We start from the raw sequence: 19,977 nt of genomic DNA on the forward strand, positions 1-19,977 counted from the left end.
GCAACGTCGCAGACGTCTACTTGGCCCAGCTGTCCTTCAGCCCGGTGATGCGGTTGAACACCGGCGCGCCGGCGCGGTGGTCGATGCGGTCGGTGATGAAGTAGCCGTGGCGCTCGAACTGCAGGCGCGTCTCGGCGGGCGCGCCGGCCAGCGAAGGTTCGACATAGCCTTGCACGACCTTCTTGCTGTTCGGGTTGAGGACGGTGAGGTAGTCACGCCCGCCGGCGTCCGGTTGCGGCTCGGTGAAGAGCCGGTCGAACAGCCGCAGCTCGGCCGCGACGGCATCGTGCGCGCCGACCCAGGTGATGACGCCCTTGACCTTGATCGCATCGGCGCCCGGCGTGCCACTCTTGGTGTCGGGAACCACGGTCGCGGTGACGGCAGTGACCTGGCCCTCGGCATCCTTCTCGCAGCCGGTGCACTCGACCACCACGCCGTACTTCAGCCGCACCTTGTTGCCCGGGAACAGGCGGAAGAAGCCCTTGGGCGGCGTCTCGGCGAAGTCGTCGCGCTCGACCCAGACGACCGGGCCCAGGCTGAACGAACGCTGGCCGCGCTCGGGGTGGTGGGGATGCACGGGCGCGTGGCAAGGCTCGCGGTGCAAGTCGTTGCCGAAGACCTCGGCCCAGTTGGTGAGCTTGAGCGGCAGCGGGTCGATGACCGCCATCGCGCGGGCCACCTGCGGATCCAGGTCGTCGCGCTGGGCGATGTCGAGCACCGAGTAGTCGAGCCAGATGTTGGTCTTGCTCGCGCCGGAGTCATCGGCCATCTTGCGGATCGCGGCCGGCGTGTAGCCGCGGCGGCGCATGCCGGCCAGCGTGGGCATGCGCGGGTCGTCCCAGCCCGCCACGTGCTTCTCGTCGACCAGTTGCTTGAGCTTGCGCTTGCTGGTGATGACGTAGCTCAGGTTCAGGCGGCCGAACTCGTACTGCTTCGGCAGCGGGTGGGCCAGCAGGCCGCCTTCGGCCAGGCGCTCGAGCAGCCAGTCGTAGAAGGGCCGCTGGTCCTCGAATTCCAGCGTGCAGATCGAGTGGGTGATGCGCTCCAGCGCGTCCTCGATCGGGTGGGCGTAGGTGTACATCGGATAGATGCACCACTTGTCGCCGGTGTTGTGGTGGGTGGCGCGGCGGATGCGGTAGATGGCCGGGTCGCGCAGGTTGATGTTGGGCGAGGCCATGTCGATCTTCGCGCGCAGCACCATCGAGCCGTCGGCGTGCCGGCCGTCGCGCATCTCGCGGAAGCGGGCGAGGTTCTCCTCGACCGTGCGGCTGCGGAACGGGCTGTCGACACCGGGGGTGGTGAAGTCGCCGCGGTTGGCGCGCATCTCCTCGGCGCTCTGTTCGTCGACGTAGGCCAGGCCGCGCTCGATCAGGTGCTCCGCAGCGCGGTACATGAAGTCGAAGTAGTCGCTCGCGAAGTACAGGTGCGAGGTGCCGTGGGCGTTCCAGTCCCAGCCGAGCCACTTCACCATCTCCTCGATGGCGTCGACGTACTCCTGCTCCTCCTTCTCGGGATTGGTGTCGTCGAAGCGCAGGTGGCACACACCGCCGTAGTCGCGCGCCAGGCCGAAGTTCAGGCAGATGCTCTTGGCGTGGCCCACGTGCAGGTAGCCGTTGGGCTCGGGCGGGAAGCGAAGCCGCACGCGTGCCGGATCCACCGGGCCCGCGGCATGGTGCGCCGCGTCGCCGGGGCTGCCACCGAAGGGCCGCTGGTCGTAGGTGCCCGCCGCCAGGTCGCGCTCGACGATGGCGCGCAGGAAGTTGCTCGGCTTGGAGGCCTCGCTGGCCGGGGCGGACTTGGGGTCGCTCATGAAGCCTGTGGTGCTGAGAAAAGTAGCGGTCGATTGTAGGGGGCGGCCCCCTACGGCGAGGGGGCGGTCGGGCCGAACGGGCGATCGGTTGGCGATCGGTTGGTGGCCCGTTGGCCGGGGCTCTTAGTCTGCCGCCACGGCCTCGATGGCGAGGCCCGTCAACCAAGGGACATCACCATGCGCACTTTGCTCGCCCGACTCAGCTCCCTGGCGATGGCCGCTGCCGCCAGCCTGGCCTGGCCGACGTTTGTTGCAGCCACCCCGCCTGTCGACCAGCTGGGCAGCTTCGCCTACACCTGCGGCGGCCTCGCATCGGGCAGCGGGCTGCCCGTGCAGAACATCGACCTGTCGGGCCTGTTTGCGCCAGGCGAGTCGGTCTGCAAGGAGAACTTCGAGGCGGCGATGTCCAAGGTCACGGCCAAGGTCACCCACACTGGTCCCCGGGGCACGGGCGGGGGATTCGCCCAGGCTCTGCCCGGTGGCAGGCTGCGGGTGCGTGCCAGCAACAACGCGGTGGGCGACGGCGGGGAGGTCGGCGGTGCATTGGCCGGCTTCACCGATGTGCTGAGGGTCGACGCACCCGGCCTCGTCGGAGAACCCGGGGTGCTGTATTACCAGGTGCGGGTGAAGGGCACCTTGGAATCGCACGGCCCGTCGGGCGGCGTCGTGTTTCGGGTGCTGCCGCTCGCGCCCAGGACGACGGTCTGGAAGGACTGGAGCGTGGCCACCGACATCGTGACGCCCGATGCCTTCCTGGCCGTCGACGAGACCGCGGTCGTGGCCGCCAGCATCGTCTTCGGCGAACAGTTCACGCTGACGACCGTGGGTTGGGCGCATGCCGGCATTCGCGCCCAAGGCGGAACGGGCCATGGCAGCGTGTCGTTCGACGGCAAGAAGGCGTTTCGCCTGAAGGGGGTGGACCACGTGACCAGGCTCGACGGCTCGCCCGTCACCGACTACACGGTCACCTCGCAGGCCGGCCTGCCTTGGTGAACTGCTTCAGCAGCCGGTGGCCGAGGCTTCGCGGAACAGCGCCAGCGTCTCGGCCGCCGGTGTCGTCCCCAGCACCGTGGCCAGCAGTTCACGGCAACGGCGGAACGTGCGCAGTGCCTCGGCCCGCTCCCCGCGGGCCAGGTAGCCCCGCATCAGCGCGCGATAGATCGGCTCGGCCAGCACTTCGCGCGTCAGGGCTCGCTCGTACAGCGTGATGGCGGCGGCCCAGTCGCCTCCGGCTTCGAGCCTGGCGCCCCAGGCGATGACGGCGCGGTAGTAGCTCGAGGCCAGGCGCTCGCGCGCCGCGCTCATGCGGCCGGTCACGGTCTCGCTGCCGAGCAGCCGGTCGCGGTACAGCGCGAACAGACGTTCCGCGCGGGCAGCGAGCTCGGCATGCGACGCATCCGCATCGTGCCGATGAAGCGCCCGCTGCAGCTCTTCCGCCGAGGTTTCGAAGGCGCACGCATCGCACCACACCAGCGCCGGATCCAGCGCGACCGTGCCGTCGGACACGAGCACGGCCTCCGGCAGCTCGAGCAGCTTGCGCAGCCGTGACACGGCCATCTCCAGCGAGGCCTTCGGCGCGTCGGCCTCGAGCGAGGGCCACAGGGTGTCGATGACGGCCTGGGAATCCAGCGGACCGCCCCCATGAGCCGCGAGAAGGGCCAACAGTTCCAGCGGCTTGCGTTGCGCCTTGCCGGCCCAGCGCAAGGGCAGCTCGTCGCGCCAGAGGGCCAGCGGGCCCAGCACCTGGACGCGAAGGCGCCAGGGCCAGTCCGGCCGCGTCGGATCGGGCGGCGGCAGCAGGCGGTCCCGGATGGTGGCGCGCACGAACTCCGGCTCCAGGCCCGCATCCAGAGCCGCCTGGCACAGCCGGCCGGCGAGCGCCGGCAGCGTGAAATAGAAGCGGTTGAACTGAAGCCGCACGGCACCGGCCATTGCCCGGGCGAGCCATTCGAGCGCGTCCTCGGGCTGGCTGTCCAGACGCGCGGCGGCCTCGGCGAAGCCGATGACCACCTCCAGCGTCTCGCCCTGGGCGCCGAGCTGGAACGGCCGCTGGCCCTTCAGCTCGGCCAGGGCTTCGTCGAAGCGGCCGAGCGCGGTGAGCACGTTGGCACGCAGCACGTGATAGGCGCCCTGGTCCCGCTCAGGCACCTCGATGTCCGAGCAGACGGCCAGCAGGCGGTCGACGCGAGCCAATGCGGCGGCCAGTTCGCCGCGCTGTGAAAGGTACTGGGCCTGCGCGCGCAGGCACCACGGCAGCGCGCTCGCGGGCAGGTCGGGCATCAGCGCCTCCAGCTCGCGATGGATGCGCTCGGCGCGGGTCAGCTGGCCGGCCTTCAGCACGACGGACATGTCCAGCGTGAGCAGAACATGGCGCACGCCGGCCAGCCTGTGCGCATCCAGCAGCGCCTGCAGCCGGCTTCGAGCCTGCAGGGCGGCCTGTGGGTCGCCGTAGTACTCGTGGTGATGCATCACCGTGAGCCACCAGTTCGCCTGCAGGCCGGGGCTGGCGGCGCCGTCGCGAAGCCGGTCCTGCTGCATGGCGATGACGCGCGCGGCCGCCAGCGTGTCCATCTGCTGGCCATGGTGGTCCAGCAGGCATTTGGCGATGAGGTAGCGGGTGATGGGGTCCAGGCGGGACGCTTTCCTGAGGCCTTCGGTCAAGGCTTCGGCGGCCTGGGCCACCCTGGCGCTGCCGTCGTCCCGCTCCAGGGCGGCGTGATCCTGCATGGCGTGGGCGAGGATGCCGGCACATCCGTGCAACGCGGCCGGCTCGCCGCCGCGGGCCCGCTGCGCCAGGCCATCTTCACCCACGGACTCCAGCCCGGCCACGAAACGCGCGCGCCAGCGCGCAGCACCGCGGAAGTCGAAGTAGTGGAAGTTGATCACCACCAGCGCCGCGGCGGCCACTTCCCAGGCTGCTGCTGCATTGCCCTGCCGCTCGGCCTCATCCCACAAGGCCTCCAGCGCCGCCCGGGCGCGCGGCTCGTCGTCGGGAACCAGGGCAAGGGCGTCGGACAGGTCCATGGCGGCTGGCGGCATCCTAGGACACTGGGGCCCCGGGTTACAACTTGCCACAGCCGCGGGTCAACTCGGGCTGGCGGCCAGCCGTTGGTCGGTGAACGGGCGGCCGAGCGCGGCCCCCGGCCCTCAAAGGAGTCCATGATGATTGCGCGCCTGCTTCGCCTCACTCCCTTCGCCGCCGTGCTGGCCGCTTCCGCAGCCTGCCTGCCGGCCCACGCTGGCGGCGTGAACTGGTCGGTGGGCATTAGCGCCCCGATCGCCCCGGGCGTCGCCATCGGCATCGGCGCGGGTCACCCGGGCTACCGTTACGGCTATGGCTATGTCCGGCCCGCCCCGGTGGTTTATGCACCTCCGCCGGTCTACTTGCCGCCGCCCGTCGTGTATGCCCCGCCCCCGCCGGTTTATGCCCCGGTGGTGTACGCACCCCGGCCGGTCTACTACGCGCCCCGCCCGGTCGTCTATGGCCCGCCGGTGGTGGTGCGCCCGGGCTACCACCACCATCATCGCCGTGCGCCGGTCTATGGACCGGTGGCGCAGGTCCGCGGTGATGTCGTGATGCGCTGACTTGCTTTGAATCTCCGGGGCGGCCGGTGCCTTGCGCACCGGCCGTTTTGCTTTCAGGCGCCGGTCACATGCCCTTGAAGCGCGGGGCGTACAGGCGGCTCACCGCCAGCCGCTCGGGGCGGCGCCTGAGCACCAGCTGCACACGGCCGAACTCGTCCCTCAGGGCTTGGGCGATTTCGCGGGCCTGCACGACGGTGCCGCGGTGGACCTGCCAGAAGCGCTGGGGATCCAGCTGCGGCAGCAGTTCGCGCAGCGAGATGCGGATGAGGTGCTCCTGCTCGGCGGTCAGCACGCGCACGTACTTGTCGGCTGCCTCGAAGTAGACGACGTCCTCGATCGGCACCATGTGCACCACCGGGCCGGTCGAGGCCTGGATGACGCTCAGCGGCGCTGCGCCGCCTGACTCGGGCGCGCCCAGCAACTGCCTCAGCTGGCCGAGCAGCCGTTCGCCGGTATCGACGTCCCTCGGTCCTGCTTTCGAGCCGGATCCCGCGAGCAGTCCACGAAGGCGCCGGCAGGCCGCGGCCAGGCGCGCGGGCTGCACCGGCTTGAGCAGGTAGTCCACCGCCGACGCCTCGAAGGCCTGCAGCGCGTACTGGTCGTAGGCGGTGATGAAGACGATGAGCGGCAGCGGCCGCCCGGCCGGCCAGTCCTCCACCACCGCCTGGGCCGCCTCCAGGCCGCTGCGGCCCGGCATGCGGATGTCGAGGAAGAGCAGGTCGGGCAGCTGCGCCAGCGCGAGCTCCACGGCGCTGTCCCCGTCGGGCGCCATCCCGGCGAGCACCAGCCCCGGCCAGGCCCGCTGGAGCTCCGCCTGCAGCGCCTGTGCGAGCAGTGGCTCGTCCTCTGCGATGACGGCGGTGGCGGCGAGCCGGGGGTCGTCGGCGGAATCGGAAGGGTTCATGTCGATAGGGTGGGTGTCGGATGGGGCCAGCGCAGCGTGACGATGGTGCCGCCCGCGTCCATGGGGCCGGGTTCGAGCGTGAGTGAGGCCGCCGCGCCGTAGACCGTGGCCAGTCGCTCGCGAACCTGGTGCAAGCCGAATCGGCTGCCTTCGGCCGCAGGAGACGCCGCAGGCCCGACGCCGGTATCGATGACCCTCAGCACCAGTTCGTCGCCTTCCTGGGCCGCCTGCACGCGCACCACGCCGCCGCCGCGCTTGGGTTCCAGGCCGTGCTTGATCGCGTTCTCCACCAGCGGCTGCAGCAGCAGCGGCGGCACCGGCGTGCCGGCCAGGGATGACGGCAGTTCAAGCTCGACGCGCAGCCGCTCGCCCATGCGCACCTGCATCAGCGCAAGGTAGTCCGACAGACGATCGAACTCGGCCGACAGCGGATGCAGCGGTGCACGGCTGGCACCCAGCGTGGCCCGCAGGAAGTCGATCAGGCGATCGAGCATGGCCTGGGCGCGTTCGGGATCGACCACGATGAGCGCGCGCAGGTTCGCCAGGGTGTTGAACAGCATGTGCGGCTCGAGCTGCGATTCGAGCAGCTTCAGCCGGTTCTCGGCGGCCTGGCGCTCGGCCGCTTCGGCTTGCGCCTGGGCCGCCTGCAGCTGACCCTGGGAACGAAAGTACCAAGTGGCCGCGCCGCCGGGGATGAGCGATATCAGCAGCAGCGTGGCCGCGGTCGCATGCCCGCCGGAAAAGAGGCTGGCGCCACGCAATCCCGTCAGCGCGTTGGCCAGTTCCGCACCCGCGGTGAATCCGATCACCGTCCCGAGGACCAGGCAGACCGACATCCAGCCCCAACCGGGCCACGCGGCCAGGGCGGCGGCGCTTGCACTGCCGTCATGACGGTGGACCCACGCCGCGGCGGCTCGCCGCAATCCGTCGATGGCAAAGGTGCAGCCCAGGGCGATGCACCAGGAGTAGACCAGCGTGGTTCCCAGCCGCTGCTGCGTCATCAGCGCGAGCAGGCTGCCGAACGCCGTGCCGAGGCCCAGGGCGACGAGGACCTGGCGCAGCAGGCGGCGGCGCCAAGGCTGGGGCGCGGGCAAAGCGATGGAGGGGCCGGGCATGGCGGCGATTGTGGATGGCCTCCCGGCCGGTCGTGCCCCTGTGCGACGAGTGGCGCCTCGCGGGCGCGGATGGGCGCCGGCGTTCGCGCGATGCGCGGAGCGTGCATCCGCTCGCGCGCTGGCGGCGTATGGGAGGAGGCCACTGCCAGGAGACCCACGCCATGACCCGCCATGCCGAAGTTCACCACGAAGAGTGGATCGCCGCCGACATCCGGACCGTCCAGTCGCAGTTCGCCGACCTGGACCACCACATCTCGGCCAACGTGCACCCGAAGCTGAGCTTTCGCGTGCTGCAGCAGTCGGCACGACGGGCTCGCTACGTGCAGCAGGTCCGCCTGCTGGGCATCCGGCAAGTGGATGTGTTCGAGCGCGAGTTCGGCCCGGACGGGAGCATGACCGACACCTCGGTCGAAGGCTTCAACAAGGGCGGATCGATCCACTTCGAGTTCCGGCCCGAGGCGCGCGGCGGCCGCGACGGGACTTCGGTGGCGGTGACCATCCGCCTGCCGCTGCCACCGGTGGTGGGCGGCTTGCTGCGCCCGCTGCTGCAGGCCCAGATCCGCAAGGAGCTGCTGGCCGCGGTCGCCGAGGACAAGTACGACCTCGAAGTGAGAGGCTACGCCGCGGCGCCGGCCGCTCCTCGTCTCGCCGCGGCGGCCTGAGCCGCCTTCAGCGGCGGCGGCTGCCGCCGCCCAGGATGGAGCCGAGCACGCCGCGCACGATCTCGCGCCCGACGGCAGAGCCGACCGATCTCATCGCGCTGCGGGCGGCCGATTCGGCCAGCCCCTCATGACGCCCGCCGCGCGGGCCGGTGCTGCCGAAGAGGATGTCGCCCAGGCCGCCCAGGATGCCGCCGCCGGAAGGCGCCGGGGCCGGAGCGCTGCCCGCCGGGCCTTTTCGCGTGGCTGCCTCGGCCTCTTCGGCCATGGTGCGCGCGGTGTCGGCGCTGGCCGCAGCGCGCCCCTTGAGCTTCTCGTAGGCGGATTCGCGATCGACCGTCTTCTCGTACACGCCGGCCACCAGCGAGGACTGGATGAGCGCCTGGCGCTGGGCCGGCGTGATGGGGCCGATCTGGCTGCCCGGCGGCAGCACGTAGACGCGTTGGGTGATCTCGGGCCGGCCCTTGGCATCCAGGAAGCTGACGAGGGCCTCGCCCACCGCCAGCTCGGTGATCGCCGCGGCGATGTCCAGCCCCGGGTTGGGCCGCATGGTTTCGGCCGCCGTCTTGACGGCCTTCTGGTCGCGCGGCGTGAAGGCTCGCAGGGCGTGTTGCACGCGATTGCCGAGCTGGCCCAGCACGGTGTCGGGCACGTCCAGCGGGTTCTGCGTCACGAAGTACACGCCGACGCCCTTGCTGCGCACCAGCCGCACGACGAGTTCGATGCGCTCGATGAGCGCCGGTGCCGCGTCCTTGAAAAGCAGGTGCGCCTCGTCGAAGAAGAACACCAGCTTGGGCTTGTCCACGTCGCCCACCTCGGGCAGGGTCTCGAACAGCTCCGACAGCATCCACAGCAGGAAGGTGGCGTACAGCCGCGGGGCGTTCATCAGCTTGTCGGCCGCGAGGATGTTGATGACGCCCTGGCCGTCGACGGTCTGCATGAAGTCGCCGATGTCGAGCATCGGCTCGCCGAAGAACTTGTCGCCGCCCTGCTCCTCGATCTGCAGCAGGCCTCGCTGGATGGCGCCGACGGACGCCGCGCTGACATTGCCGTACTCGGTGGTGAACTGGCTCGCGTTCTCGCCGACGTGCTGCAGCATGGCGCGCAGGTCCTTGAGATCGAGCAGCGCGAGGCCGTGGTCGTCGGCGATCTTGAAGACCAGGTTCAGCACGCCCGCCTGCGTCTCGTTGAGCGCGAGCATGCGACCGAGCAGCAGCGGACCCATGTCGCTGACCGTGGCACGCACAGGGTGGCCGAGCTCGCCGAAGACGTCCCACAGGGTGGCCGGGCAGGCCAGGGATTCAGGGGCTTCGAGCCCGCGCTCCTTCAGCACTGCGGCGAGCTTCTCGCCGATGCGCCCGGGCTGGGTGATGCCGGTCAGGTCGCCCTTGACGTCGGCCATGAAGACCGGCACGCCGATCTTCGAGAAGTTCTCGGCCAGCGTCTGCAGCGTGATCGTCTTGCCGGTGCCGGTGGCGCCGGTGATCAGGCCATGGCGGTTGGCCAGGCTGGGCAGGAGAAGGGATTCGATGTCGCCATGCTTGGCGACGAGAAGCGGGTCGGCCATGGAAGCGCGTCCTTGGGGGAGCTTTGAAGGCCGCGCCAGTCTAGCGCTGCCCACATGGCCCGCTCCGGGAAGGAGCGTCAGCGGCTCTCGATGCGGGTGGGGCGTTCCATCGTCTGCACGCTGCCGGAGCTGGAGCCGCGGCCCTTGGTGCACGACGCGGGCAGGCGTGTGCCCGTCTGCGGCTCGCAGTCGCGCGGGGTGACAGCGACCTTCTCGCCTTCCGGGGTCGGTTGGGGGGTGGCGCAGGCGCCAAGCAGCAAGGCCGTCACGCCGGCCAGCAGCATCGGACCAGGGCGTCTCGAATGCATGGGTTTCACCTTTTAAAACGAATAAATGAACAAGGGCCGCAGCGCCTGGACGCTGCGGCCCTCGTGAAACCTATCGTAACGCGCCACTCCCTGCGGCGCGCCCTGGGCACCTAGGGAGTTCAATCAACAAGACTCAATTGCTGCCCTGCATGGGGATGTGTCGCTGCATCTCGCGCACGGCCGCGGTGTTGTTGGTGGACTTCACCAGGTTCGAGCAGGTCGTCGCGATGCGGCTGCCGGTCGTGGTGGCGCATTTCTGCATCGACGGTTCCGGGATCTGGCCCTGGGCTACCGGCTCGGGGTCAGGCGGGGCGACGGCGCAACCGGCCAGCAAGGCCGCACAGGCCGCCAGGGCGGCAAGAGACAGGCGCACGGTTTGCATGTTCAGTCCTCCGATATCGGAAGCCATCGATGGTAGGCGCGCACGGCTGACCAGCCCATCCCCTGAGTCCCGGGGGTCGTGGCGTCACGAATGACGTGCTCGCGTTTCAGGGCGTGCAGTTGGCGTTGGTGAGCGACATCAGCCCCAGCGCCGGCATGCCGCCGTCGGCGGAGCGCGTGAGCTCGGCCTCGATGTAGTACGGGCCGTCGGCGAAGTCCCAGTCGACGGCCGTGCAGCGGGTGCGCGTCTGGTAGCCCACGGCCGACGCATAGCTGTTGCTGTCGAAGGTGTCGATGGTGCTGGTCGTGCCGTTCGGGTGGTACTGGCGCAGGAACAATCGCATCCGGCTGCCGGCGCCGTTGTCGCGAAAGCGCGCGAGCCAGGCCACCTGGTTCAGGCCGGTGAAGCCTTCGAGGGCGACGATGTTGTAGCGCAGGTTGAGCACCGAGCCGGTGGCGGCATCGGCCCGCAGGCGGGCTTCGCCGCTGGCGAAATCGATCAGGCCGGTGTCGGCCTCGTCGACGACACCGGCCGAGCCGATGGTGGTCCAGGGGGCGGCACTGGCGGCGGTGGCCGCGGTGACGATGGCGAGGGTGGCGGCCAGGCGGATGGCGAAGGTGGACTTGGTCATGAGGATCTCCGAAGGTGCTGAGGTGGGTGGCGCGGCGACCTGCCGGCCTGCCGCCACTTTCAGCGCCGCGGTCCTACGCATGCCCTTCCGATCCGCCTCGGACGAGGTCCGCGCCAGCCCCTAGTTCGTGGTGAGCATGACCATGTGGGCCTCCACCGGCAGGTCAAGCCCGTCGAGGCCGAGCGTCACGTAGTAGGCGTAGCGCTTGAAGTTGAGCGACACCGGCAGCGGCACGGCGAGCACCTTCACGATGGTCGAAGGCACGCTGGTCACGCTGGCCACCAGCGACACGCTGCCGTTGCTGCGGTTCTTCGCGTAAAGGTGTGCGGTGACCCCGCCGCCGCTGGAGTTGGGGTCGAGGTACTGCAGCTTCAGGTACTTCCAGCTCGGCGCGGTGGCGAAGTCGTCCGGCATCCACACCGGGCAGAAGTAGGCCAGCGGCGGGTTGCGGCCGGCCGAGCGCACGTGGCCTCCCGTCTGGCTCGTCAGGCCGAACTGCAGGGTCTGCAGCGAGTCGGGCACGCAGGTGGGCGCGACGGTGAGCCAGTCAGCGGTGGCATGGGCGGCGCCGTGCAGGGCGGACAGGCCGGCGAAGACGGCGGCGGCGAATTGGCGGCGGGCGGTGGTCGGGATCATGGTGGTCTCCTCGTGAAGGGATGGGAAGGATCGGGCCGCACTCAGCTTCCGGCCGGCCGTCTTACCGATGCCCTACCGCGGCCCCACCGACCCCACTGAAAACAAGGGGAGTCAGCCTCGCCAGGCGGGCAGGCCGAGCTCGGCGGCCAGGCGTTTCGTTTCCTCGGACGGCCCCAGCCCCGCCACCGAGAGCATCGTGCAGCAGGCCCGCCAGGTACGCAGCGCCTCCGCATGGTCGCCGAGCTGTGACTGCAGGCGCATCAGCCGGCGGCTGAGCGATTCGGCCAGAGGCTCCGCATCGAGCGCGCGCTCATACAGGCGGATGGAGGCGGTCGCGTCCAGCGGCTCGATGTGCGCGGCGAGCTGCGCGACCGTGATGACGAAGCGCTGGCGGTAGCGCTGGCGGGCCGAGAGCACCCAGTCGGCGTCATCCTCGGTGGCCAGGAAGGCGCCACGCATCAGCGCCAGCAGCTCCTGGCCCCAGGCGCGCAGCTCGGCCAGCGACGCTTCGTGGGCCGAGCCGATGCGCTGCATCAGCGCATGCAGGGCGCCGACGTCGCTCCATACCCACTGCGGGTCGAGCGAGAGCCTGGCGCCTTCGAGCCGCACCAGGCGGGGATCGTCCAGCAGGCGGCGCAGGCGCAGCAGGGCGACGTCGAAGGCCTTGCGCTGGGCGGCCGGCTCGGCGTCCGGCCAGAGCCAGTCGAGCACCGTGGCCACCGGCAAGGGGCTGTCGCCGTGGGCGAGCAGGGCACGCAGCAGGTCCAGCGGACGCTGGGCGGTCTTGACGGCCCCGCGGGCCAGGGGCTGGTCGTTGAGGATGGCCTCGAATTCGCCGAAGCCGCGCAGCACCAGCGGCCACGGCCAGGCCTGCAGCGCAGGGTCGGACCCGGGCAGGCGGTGCTGGCGCACGAAGCGGCGCAGCCAGGCCGGCTCGATGTCGTTCGACAGGGCCAGGCGCGCCAGCTCGGCCATTCGATCGGGCAGCCACCAGACCGCGGTCGTGCGAAAGCCGCGCCGGGCGCCGTCGGCCAGAGCGGGGCGCAGTTCCGCCAGCGCTTCAGGCTGCCGGCCCAGTGCCAGCAGGGCGCTGGCGCGCATCAGCCGGGCGGTGAAAAGCAGCAGGCCGGCGTCTATGGGCTGGGCTGCTTCCAGGGCGCGGTCGAACTGCGCCAGGGCAGTCGCCGGTTCGCCCGCCTCGAGCAGCGACTGGCCCAGGCTCAGGGCGTGGGTGGCGGTGCGGTACGGGCCGCCGATCTCGGCCGAGTTGTCCAACGCCGCTCGCGCCAGCTCGACGGCCTGCGCAGCCTCGCCTCGCAGCAGGGCCAGGCCGGCGTGGAAGTGCCAGTAGTGCGTCTGGTCGGCCTGCGGGCCGCGGTCCAGCACCGGCCGCATGGCGTCCAGATGGGCCTGGGCCGCCGGAGCATCGTGGGCGGCGAGCGCCAGCGCCGCGCCGTGGGCATGCAGGGCGTACTTGTGTTCGCGCAGGCCATGCTTGCGCACCAGCTGCAGTGCCGCCTCGATGGCCTGCTGCCCGCGCTCGGGCTGGGCGGCGTAGCGGGCATGCGTGGCCAGCGTCTCCAGCCAGACCAGGGCTTCGCCCGGCAGCAGGCCGGTCATGTCGAGCCCGGGCAGGGCCTCGACGATGAGGCTGGCGCGGCCGAACTCGCCGCGCCACAGGTGGTACTGGGCCAGGAAAGTCGCCAGCTTCAGCCGGGTGGCGCCAGGTTTGAGCTGGCGCACCAGCGTCGCGCCACGCTCCGCCCATCGCGCCAACAGCGGGTGAGAGGGGTTGCGCAGCAGGATGCCGACGCCGCAGGCCAGCACCCGGGCTTCCAGCTCCTCCGAGGCCCAGGCGGGCCGGCCATCGCCCTCGGGCAGGCAGCGCCCCAGCCGCTCTATCCAGCCGTCCAGCGGATCGAGCGGCCCCTCGTCGACGTAGAAGCTCTCGATGATGGCCGCCAGGCACAGCAGCTCGCCCAGGCGATCCGCCTGGGCCGAGAATCGGGCGAAGGCGGCCTCCAGCAGGCCACGCGACTCGGCCACGTCCAGCGTCGCATCGACCCGCGTGGCCCAGTAGCAGGCCCAGGGCGCCTCGCCGGCGCTGGCCGGCGTGACCGGAGGCAGGTGCAGCTGCGGCCACAGCACGGGCTGGGCCAGCAGGCCGGGCGTGGCGGCCGACAGTTCCTGCTCGGTCGGTGCGGTGGCCATGGCGCGGGGAGGGCTGCCGCGCAGTGTGTGGGCGGGTCGGGGCGGTGTCAACGCGCCAGGCAGCTAAAATGCCAGGTTCCCCACCGACAAGAAACCCGCGGCCATCGGCATGCCAGAAAGCCGGCCGCGCGGCACAGGAGTTCGCATGGCCGGTCATTCCAAATGGGCCAACATCCAGCACCGCAAGGGCCGCCAGGACGAGAAGCGCGGCAAGGCGTGGACGCGGGTGATCCGTGAAATCATGGTCGCCGCCCGGCTGGGCGGCGGCGATGTCTCCGCCAATCCGCGCCTGCGGCTGGCGGTCGAGAAGGCCAAGGCCGTCAACCTGCCGGTCGATACCGTCAAGCGCAACATCGACAAGGCCACCGGCAACCTCGAAGGCGTCAACTACGAGGAAATCCGCTACGAGGGCTACGGCATCGGCGGTGCGGCCATCATCGTCGACTGCATGACGGACAACCGCGTGCGCACCGTGGCGGAGGTCCGCCACGCGTTCAGCAAGTACGGCGGCAACCTGGGCACCGAAGGCTCGGTGGCCTTCCAGTTCAAGCATTGCGGCCAGTTCGTCTTCGCCCCCGGCACGTCCGAGGACAAGGTGATGGAGGTGGCCCTGGAGGCGGGCGCCGAGGATGTCATCACCGGCGACGATGGCTCGATCGAGGTGCTGACCGCCGCGGGCGACTTCGAAGCGGTGAAGAACGCGCTGGAGGCGGCCGGCCTGAAGCCGGAGATCGCCGAGGTGACGATGCGCGCGGAGAACACCATCGCGCTGGCCGGCGAGGACGCCGCGCGCATGCAGAAGCTGCTGGACGTGATCGAGGACCTCGACGACGTGCAGGACGTCTATCACAACGCCGAGATCGAAGAATGAACGTACTGGTGATCGGCGGCGGCGGCCGCGAGCATGCGCTGGCCTGGAAGCTGGCGGCCAGCGAGAAGGTCCAGCACGTCTACGTGGCGCCCGGCAACGGCGGCACCGCGCTGGACAAGCGACTGACCAACGTCCCGATCACCGACCTGGAGCAGCTGGCCGACTTCGCCGTGGCGCAGAAGGTCGGGCTGACGGTGGTCGGGCCCGAGGGGCCGCTGGCGGCCGGCGTGGTGGATGTCTTCCGTGCCCGCGGGCTGCGCGTCTTCGGCCCGTCCCAGGCGGCGGCCCAGCTCGAGAGTTCCAAGGCGTTCGCCAAGGATTTCATGAAGCGCCACGGCATCCCGACCGCGGCCTACGAGACCTTCACCGATGCGGCGGCGGCGCACGCCTATGTGGATCGTCTCGGCGCGCCCATCGTCATCAAGGCCGATGGCCTGGCGGCGGGCAAGGGCGTGGTCGTGGCCATGACGCTGCAGGAGGCGCACGAGGCCGTGCAGTTCATGCTCGAGGACAACGCCCTCGGCGTGCAGCACAACGCCGGCGGCGCGCGCGTCGTGATCGAGGAGTTCCTGCAGGGCGAGGAGGCGAGCTTCATCGTCCTGTGCGATGGCAAGAACGTGCTGCCGCTGGCCACCAGCCAGGACCACAAGCGCGTGGGCGACGGCGACACCGGCCCGAACACCGGCGGCATGGGCGCGTACTCGCCGGCGCCCGTGGTCACGCCGAACGTGCACGCCCGCGCCATGCACGAGATCATCCTGCCCACCGTGGCGGGCATGGCCAAGGACGGCATCCCCTTCACCGGCTTCCTCTACGCCGGCCTGATGATCGACGCCAACGGCCAGCCCAAGACGCTGGAGTTCAACACCCGCATGGGCGACCCTGAGACCCAGCCCATCATGATGCGGCTCAAGAGCGACCTGGTCGACGTGCTGGGTCACGCCTGCGACGGCACGCTCGACAAGGTCGAGCTGCAATGGGACAGGCGCTTCGCCCTGGGGGTCGTCATGGCCGCCGCCGGCTACCCGGCCGCGCCGCGCAAGGGCGATGCGATCACCGGCCTGCCGGCCGATGCGGCGGGCACCGAGGATGCGGTGGTCTTCCATGCCGGCACCACACCCGAGGGCGGCAAGCTGGTCACCAGCGGCGGGCGCGTGTTGTGCGTGACGGCACTGGGCGACTCGGCCCGCGCGGCGCAGCACCGCGCCTACGAGGTGCTGCAGGACATCCGCTTCGACGGTGCGATCTTCCGATCCGACATCGGCCACCGTGCCATCAAGCGGTAGCTCGGGCAGCCGGTTCGCGCACCTGCTGCTGCGCCTGGCCGGCTGGCGGCTGCAGTTCGATGGACTCCCTTCCCGCCGGGGCGTGCTGATCGCCTACCCGCACACCTCCAACTGGGATTTCGTGGTGGGCGTGCTGGCCAAATGGGCGATGGGATTGCAGGTGGCCTTCTGGGGCAAGGACAGCCTGTTTCGCGTGCCGCTGTTCGGCACCTGGCTGCGCTGGCTGGGCGGCATCCCGGTCGACCGCCTCAACGCCAACGGCGTGGTGGGCGACATGGCCCGTCGCTTCGAGCAGGCTCGCCGGCATGACGGCTACCTCTGGCTTGCCCTCGCGCCCGAAGGCACGCGCGCCTGGCAGCCTCATTGGCGCAGCGGCTTCTACCAGGTGGCCCTGCAGGCCGGCGTACCGTTGGGCCTGGCCTTCTTCGACTACAGCCGCAAGCGCGTCGGCGTGCTGGGCTTCCTGCAATTGACTGGCGACCGTGCCGCCGACCTGCGCGCCATAGGCGCGGCTTATGCCGGGGTCGCCGGCAAGCATCCTGGCCTGGCCGCGCCCGTGGCCTTCAAGGAGTGAATGCATGAGCTTCGACACGGTCGCCGCGCGCGCCTACTTCACCGGCCTGCAATCGCGCATCGTCGAGGCGCTGGCCGTGCTGGATGGCAAGCCCTTCCTGAGCGATGGCTGGACCCGGGCGCCGGGTGAACGCCTGCAGGGCGACGGCATCTCCCGCCTCGTCGAGGAGGGAAAGCTCTTCGAGCGCGGCGGCTGCAACTTCAGCCACGTGCGCGGCCCCGCGATGCCCGCCTCGGCCACCGCGCACCGGCCGGCGCTGGCCGGGGCGCCGTTCGAGGCCATGGGCGTGTCGCTGGTGCTTCATCCGCGCAATCCGCACGTGCCCACGGTGCACATGAACGTGCGCCTGTTCGCCGCCATGCCGAAGGATGCCGAGCCGGTGGTGTGGTTCGGCGGAGGGATGGACCTGACGCCCTACTACGGCGTGGAGGAGGATGCGGTGCACTTCCATCGCACCTGTCGCGATGCGCTGGCGCCCTTCGGCGACGGGCTTCACAAGCGCTTCAAGCACTGGTGCGACGAATACTTCTTCCTCAAGCATCGCAACGAGCCCCGCGGCATCGGTGGCGTGTTCTTCGACGACTTCAACGAGCTGGGCTTCGATCGCAGCTTCGCGATGACACAGAGCGTGGGCGATGCCTTCCTGGCCGCGTACACGCCGATCGTCGAGCGTCGCCGCGACACGCCCTACGGCGAACGGGAGCGCGACTTCCAGGCCTACAGGCGCGGCCGCTATGTCGAGTTCAACCTCGTGTTCGACCGCGGCACGCTGTTCGGCCTGCAATCGGGCGGCCGCACCGAAGCGATCCTCATGTCCATGCCGCCCGTCGTGCGCTGGCGCTACGACTGGCATCCCGAGCCGGGCACGCCCGAGGCGCGGCTGTACAGGGACTTTTTGCGGCCCCGCGAGTGGGCGGACGAACCGTCTTGAACGCGACGACGCGCCGCATCGGCGTCTACGGCGGCAGCTTCGACCCGCCGCACCTGGCACACCTCGCGATGGCGTGCCTGGCACGCGACGCCCTGGCGCTGGACGAGCTTCGCCTCATGCCGGCCGGCCAACCGTGGCAGAAGCCGGGCCTGCACGCCGATGCCGCCCATCGCGAGGCCATGCTGCGCCTGCTCGTGGGCCGCGAGGCGGGGCTGGTCGTCGACGGCCGGGAGCTGCACCGCAGCGGCGCCAGCTACACCGTCGACACGCTGCGCGAGCTGGCCGCCGAAGCGCCCGGCGCCCAGCTGTTTCTCGTGATGGGCGCCGACCAGTTCGCCCGCTTGCACACCTGGCACGAAGCGGCCGAGTTGCCGCGCCTGGCCACCTTGGCCGTGGCCGCCCGCGAAGGCCAGGCCGTGCAGCCGCCCGCCGCCTGGGCCGGCCCGCCGCCCGCCTGGCTCGAGCTGCCCCTGCCGCGCATCGACATTTCGGCCACCGAGGTGCGCCGCCAAGCCGCCGCCGGCGAGCGCCTGGCCCCGCTGGTGGGCGAGGCGGTCGCAGGCTATATTGACCAATACCAGCTTTACCGGGCGTCCCCCGGCTCCTGAATGGACATCCGCAAACTGCAACGAGCCATCGTCGATGGCCTCGAGGACGTGAAGGCCCAGCACATCGTGGTCTTCAACACCGAGCACCTCTCGCCGCTTTTCGAGCGCGTCATCGTGGCCTCGGGCACCAGCAACCGCCAGACCAAGGCGCTGGCCGCCAGCGTGCGAGACGCGGTGAAATCCACCGGCATGCCGGTGCTGCGCACCGAGGGCGAGGACAACGGCGAGTGGATCATCGTCGACTGCGGTGCGGCGGTCGCGCACATCATGCAGCCGGCCATCCGCGACTACTACCGCCTGGAGGAGATCTGGGGCGGCAAGCCGGTGAAGCTCAAGCTCGGCAGCGAGAAGACCTCGCTGCCCAAGGCGTCCGAAGGCCAGGACGAAGAAAGCGAAGACGAAGCCCCGGTGAAGAAGAAGCCGGCCGCGAAGAAGGCGACGGCGCATTCGGCCGCGACCGAGAAGTCCGCCGCCGGCCGCGCGGCACTGGGGGACTCGAAGACCAAGCGCCGCAGTGCTGGTGATGGCGCCGCCGCCACACCGAAGAAGCCCGCGCCGGCCCGCAAGGTGACGAGCGGTCGCGCCACCGGCGCTGCCGTGGCCCCTGCCAAGAAGGTGGCCGCCAAGAAGGCTCCGGCCAAGGCGCCCGCGAAGGCCCCTGCCCGAAAGGCCGCGCCGGCGAAGAAGGCCGCACCGGCGAAGAAGGCCGCGCCGGCCCGCAAGGCGCCCGCTGCGAAGAAGGCCGCACCGGCCCGCAAGAGCAGCGGTCGCTGACCGGCTCCAGCAGCGTTCGATGAGGTTGCTGATCGCGGCGGTCGGCCAGCGCCAGCCGGGCTGGGCCGACGCCGCCTACGACGATTTCGCCAAGCGTTTCCCGCCCGAGATGCGGCTGGAGCTCAAGGCCGTGAAGGCCGAGCCGCGCAGCGGCGGCAAGACCGCATCGCAGCTGATGGCGGCCGAGGCGCAGCGGCTCGAGGTCGCCTGCCCCAAGGGCGCGCGCCGCGTGCTGCTCGATGAGCGCGGCACGCGGCTCACCACGGTCCAACTGGCCGAGAGGATGCAGGCGTGGCGCGGCGAAGGCCGCGACGTGGTCTTCCTGGTCGGCGGGCCCGACGGGCTGGACCCTTCGCTGAAGTCCAGCGCCGAAGAATCGATGCGCCTGTCCGATCTGACGCTGCCCCACGCCTTCGTTCGCGTGCTGCTGGCCGAGGCGTTGTACCGCGCCTGGTCGCTGGCCATCGGTCACCCCTACCACCGAGAGTGATGGCCATCACGTCCGCGACCAAGCCTCTGCACCGGTTTGTCTACCTCGCCTCGCAAAGCCCGCGCCGGCGGCAACTGCTCGACCAGCTCGGCGTGCGGCACGAGCTGCTGCTGGCCGATGCAGACGAAGACGCGGAAAGCCTGGAAGCCACTCGCCATGGCGAACTGCCGCTGGACTACGTGGAGCGGGTGACGCGGGCCAAGCTCGCGGCCGCGCGCGTGCGCCTGAAGCGCCGCGGCCTGCCGCCCGCGCCCATCCTCTGCGCCGACACCACCGTGGCGCTCGGCCGCCGCATCCTGGGCAAGCCGGCGGACGCTGCCGATGCCGCGGCGACGCTGGCGGCGCTGTCCGGCCGCAGCCATCGCGTGCTGACGGCGGTGGCGGTGTGGGACGGCCGCCGGACCGCCTTCGCCATCAGCGATTCGCACGTGCGTTTCGCCTCATTGCCGCGGGAAGTCATCGAAGCCTACGTCGCCAGCGGAGAGCCCTTCGGCAAGGCCGGCTCATACGCCATCCAGAGCTCGCTGGCAGGCTGGATCGAGCGAATCGCCGGAAGTTACTCCGGTATCATGGGTTTGCCCCTCTACGAGACCACCCAGCTGTTGCGCCACGCCCGCGTGCAGTGCTGACAAGCC

21 protein-coding genes are annotated in these 19,977 nt (G+C 70.6%); 11 read left to right on the top strand and 10 right to left on the bottom strand.

Annotated elements, in window-relative coordinates:
- Nucleotides 1-16: 16 nt before the first annotated feature.
- Entirely contained in the window at nt 17-1,810 is a 1,794-nt protein-coding gene (locus ACS5PM_RS03890) for a glutamine--tRNA ligase/YqeY domain fusion protein (protein WP_439385661.1), read from the bottom strand.
- Between the two features lie 177 nt (nt 1,811-1,987).
- On the opposite strand from ACS5PM_RS03890, the gene ACS5PM_RS03895 reads away from it, so the two are divergent.
- Nucleotides 1,988-2,803 carry a hypothetical protein gene (locus ACS5PM_RS03895; RefSeq protein WP_439385663.1) on the top strand — a complete coding sequence of 272 codons (816 nt, stop codon included), beginning with the start codon at nt 1,988-1,990 and terminating at the stop codon, nt 2,801-2,803.
- Nucleotides 2,804-2,809: 6 nt separating this feature from the next.
- On the opposite strand, the gene ACS5PM_RS03900 is transcribed toward ACS5PM_RS03895, so the two are convergent.
- Nucleotides 2,810-4,834 carry an AfsR/SARP family transcriptional regulator gene (locus tag ACS5PM_RS03900; protein WP_439385665.1) on the bottom strand — a complete coding sequence of 675 codons (2,025 nt, stop codon included), beginning with the start codon at nt 4,832-4,834 and terminating at the stop codon, nt 2,810-2,812.
- Nucleotides 4,835-4,969: 135 nt separating this feature from the next.
- On the opposite strand from ACS5PM_RS03900, the gene ACS5PM_RS03905 reads away from it, so the two are divergent.
- Complete coding sequence (locus ACS5PM_RS03905) at nt 4,970-5,395, top strand: hypothetical protein (RefSeq protein WP_439385667.1); 426 nt, start codon at nt 4,970-4,972, stop codon at nt 5,393-5,395.
- Nucleotides 5,396-5,459: 64 nt separating this feature from the next.
- Here ACS5PM_RS03905 and ACS5PM_RS03910 read toward each other — a convergent pair whose 3' ends face one another.
- A complete protein-coding gene (locus tag ACS5PM_RS03910) occupies nt 5,460-6,299 on the bottom strand; it encodes a LytR/AlgR family response regulator transcription factor (RefSeq protein ID WP_439385670.1) in 840 nt (279 codons plus the stop codon).
- On the bottom strand, nt 6,296-7,414 hold the full coding sequence (locus ACS5PM_RS03915; protein WP_439385672.1) for a sensor histidine kinase: 1,119 nt from the start codon (nt 7,412-7,414) through the stop codon (nt 6,296-6,298). The genes ACS5PM_RS03910 and ACS5PM_RS03915 overlap by 4 nt, the downstream gene beginning before the upstream one ends.
- A gap of 161 nt (nt 7,415-7,575) precedes the next feature.
- On the opposite strand from ACS5PM_RS03915, the gene ACS5PM_RS03920 reads away from it, so the two are divergent.
- On the top strand, nt 7,576-8,076 hold the full coding sequence (locus tag ACS5PM_RS03920) for an SRPBCC family protein (RefSeq protein WP_439385674.1): 501 nt from the start codon (nt 7,576-7,578) through the stop codon (nt 8,074-8,076).
- A gap of 7 nt (nt 8,077-8,083) precedes the next feature.
- Here the strand turns inward: ACS5PM_RS03920 and ACS5PM_RS03925 are convergent, their stop codons facing one another.
- From ACS5PM_RS03925 to ACS5PM_RS03950, 6 genes are all read right to left on the bottom strand, one after another.
- On the bottom strand, nt 8,084-9,640 hold the full coding sequence (locus tag ACS5PM_RS03925; protein ID WP_439385676.1) for a helicase HerA-like C-terminal domain-containing protein: 1,557 nt from the start codon (nt 9,638-9,640) through the stop codon (nt 8,084-8,086).
- Nucleotides 9,641-9,717: 77 nt separating this feature from the next.
- The gene (locus ACS5PM_RS03930) at nt 9,718-9,948 is read right to left on the bottom strand and encodes a hypothetical protein (RefSeq protein WP_439385678.1); all 231 of its coding nucleotides are present in this window, start codon (nt 9,946-9,948) and stop codon (nt 9,718-9,720) included.
- A gap of 133 nt (nt 9,949-10,081) precedes the next feature.
- Nucleotides 10,082-10,330, bottom strand: a complete 249-nt coding sequence (locus ACS5PM_RS03935) for a hypothetical protein (RefSeq protein ID WP_439385680.1) — start codon at nt 10,328-10,330, stop codon at nt 10,082-10,084.
- 106 nt (nt 10,331-10,436) lie between these two features.
- Nucleotides 10,437-10,961, bottom strand: a complete 525-nt coding sequence (locus ACS5PM_RS03940; protein WP_439385682.1) for a hypothetical protein — start codon at nt 10,959-10,961, stop codon at nt 10,437-10,439.
- Between the two features lie 120 nt (nt 10,962-11,081).
- Nucleotides 11,082-11,597 carry a hypothetical protein gene (locus ACS5PM_RS03945; RefSeq protein ID WP_439385684.1) on the bottom strand — a complete coding sequence of 172 codons (516 nt, stop codon included), beginning with the start codon at nt 11,595-11,597 and terminating at the stop codon, nt 11,082-11,084.
- A gap of 111 nt (nt 11,598-11,708) precedes the next feature.
- Nucleotides 11,709-13,808, bottom strand: a complete 2,100-nt coding sequence (locus ACS5PM_RS03950) for an ATP-binding protein (RefSeq protein WP_439385686.1) — start codon at nt 13,806-13,808, stop codon at nt 11,709-11,711.
- Between the two features lie 145 nt (nt 13,809-13,953).
- On the opposite strand from ACS5PM_RS03950, the gene ACS5PM_RS03955 reads away from it, so the two are divergent.
- Genes ACS5PM_RS03955 through ACS5PM_RS03990 form a run of 8 tightly spaced genes read left to right on the top strand, consistent with a single transcriptional unit; the run spans nt 13,954 to nt 19,971 of the window.
- Nucleotides 13,954-14,679, top strand: coding sequence for a YebC/PmpR family DNA-binding transcriptional regulator (locus ACS5PM_RS03955; protein ID WP_439385688.1), 726 nt, complete (start codon nt 13,954-13,956; stop codon nt 14,677-14,679).
- Nucleotides 14,676-15,965 carry a phosphoribosylamine--glycine ligase gene (purD, locus tag ACS5PM_RS03960; protein WP_439385690.1) on the top strand — a complete coding sequence of 430 codons (1,290 nt, stop codon included), beginning with the start codon at nt 14,676-14,678 and terminating at the stop codon, nt 15,963-15,965. The genes ACS5PM_RS03955 and purD overlap by 4 nt, the downstream gene beginning before the upstream one ends.
- Nucleotides 15,949-16,539 (top strand): 1-acyl-sn-glycerol-3-phosphate acyltransferase, encoded by a 591-nt coding sequence (locus tag ACS5PM_RS03965; RefSeq protein WP_439385692.1) that lies wholly within the window; start codon nt 15,949-15,951, stop codon nt 16,537-16,539. The genes purD and ACS5PM_RS03965 overlap by 17 nt, the downstream gene beginning before the upstream one ends.
- 4 nt (nt 16,540-16,543) lie before the next feature.
- A complete protein-coding gene (gene hemF, locus ACS5PM_RS03970) occupies nt 16,544-17,470 on the top strand; it encodes an oxygen-dependent coproporphyrinogen oxidase (RefSeq protein ID WP_439385694.1) in 927 nt (308 codons plus the stop codon).
- Nucleotides 17,467-18,078 (top strand): nicotinate (nicotinamide) nucleotide adenylyltransferase, encoded by a 612-nt coding sequence (nadD, locus tag ACS5PM_RS03975; protein ID WP_439385696.1) that lies wholly within the window; start codon nt 17,467-17,469, stop codon nt 18,076-18,078. Before hemF ends, nadD begins: the two co-directional genes overlap by 4 nt.
- Complete coding sequence (gene rsfS / locus ACS5PM_RS03980; protein ID WP_439385698.1) at nt 18,079-18,852, top strand: ribosome silencing factor; 774 nt, start codon at nt 18,079-18,081, stop codon at nt 18,850-18,852. It begins immediately after the preceding gene.
- A gap of 19 nt (nt 18,853-18,871) precedes the next feature.
- Nucleotides 18,872-19,342 carry a 23S rRNA (pseudouridine(1915)-N(3))-methyltransferase RlmH gene (gene rlmH / locus ACS5PM_RS03985; protein WP_439385700.1) on the top strand — a complete coding sequence of 157 codons (471 nt, stop codon included), beginning with the start codon at nt 18,872-18,874 and terminating at the stop codon, nt 19,340-19,342.
- Complete coding sequence (locus ACS5PM_RS03990; protein WP_439385702.1) at nt 19,342-19,971, top strand: Maf family protein; 630 nt, start codon at nt 19,342-19,344, stop codon at nt 19,969-19,971. Before rlmH ends, ACS5PM_RS03990 begins: the two co-directional genes overlap by 1 nt.
- The last annotated feature ends 6 nt before the right edge of the window (nt 19,972-19,977 follow it).

Origin of the sequence: Ideonella flava (assembly GCF_051857595.1) — a bacterium.
GTDB lineage: Bacteria > Pseudomonadota > Gammaproteobacteria > Burkholderiales > Burkholderiaceae_C > Ideonella.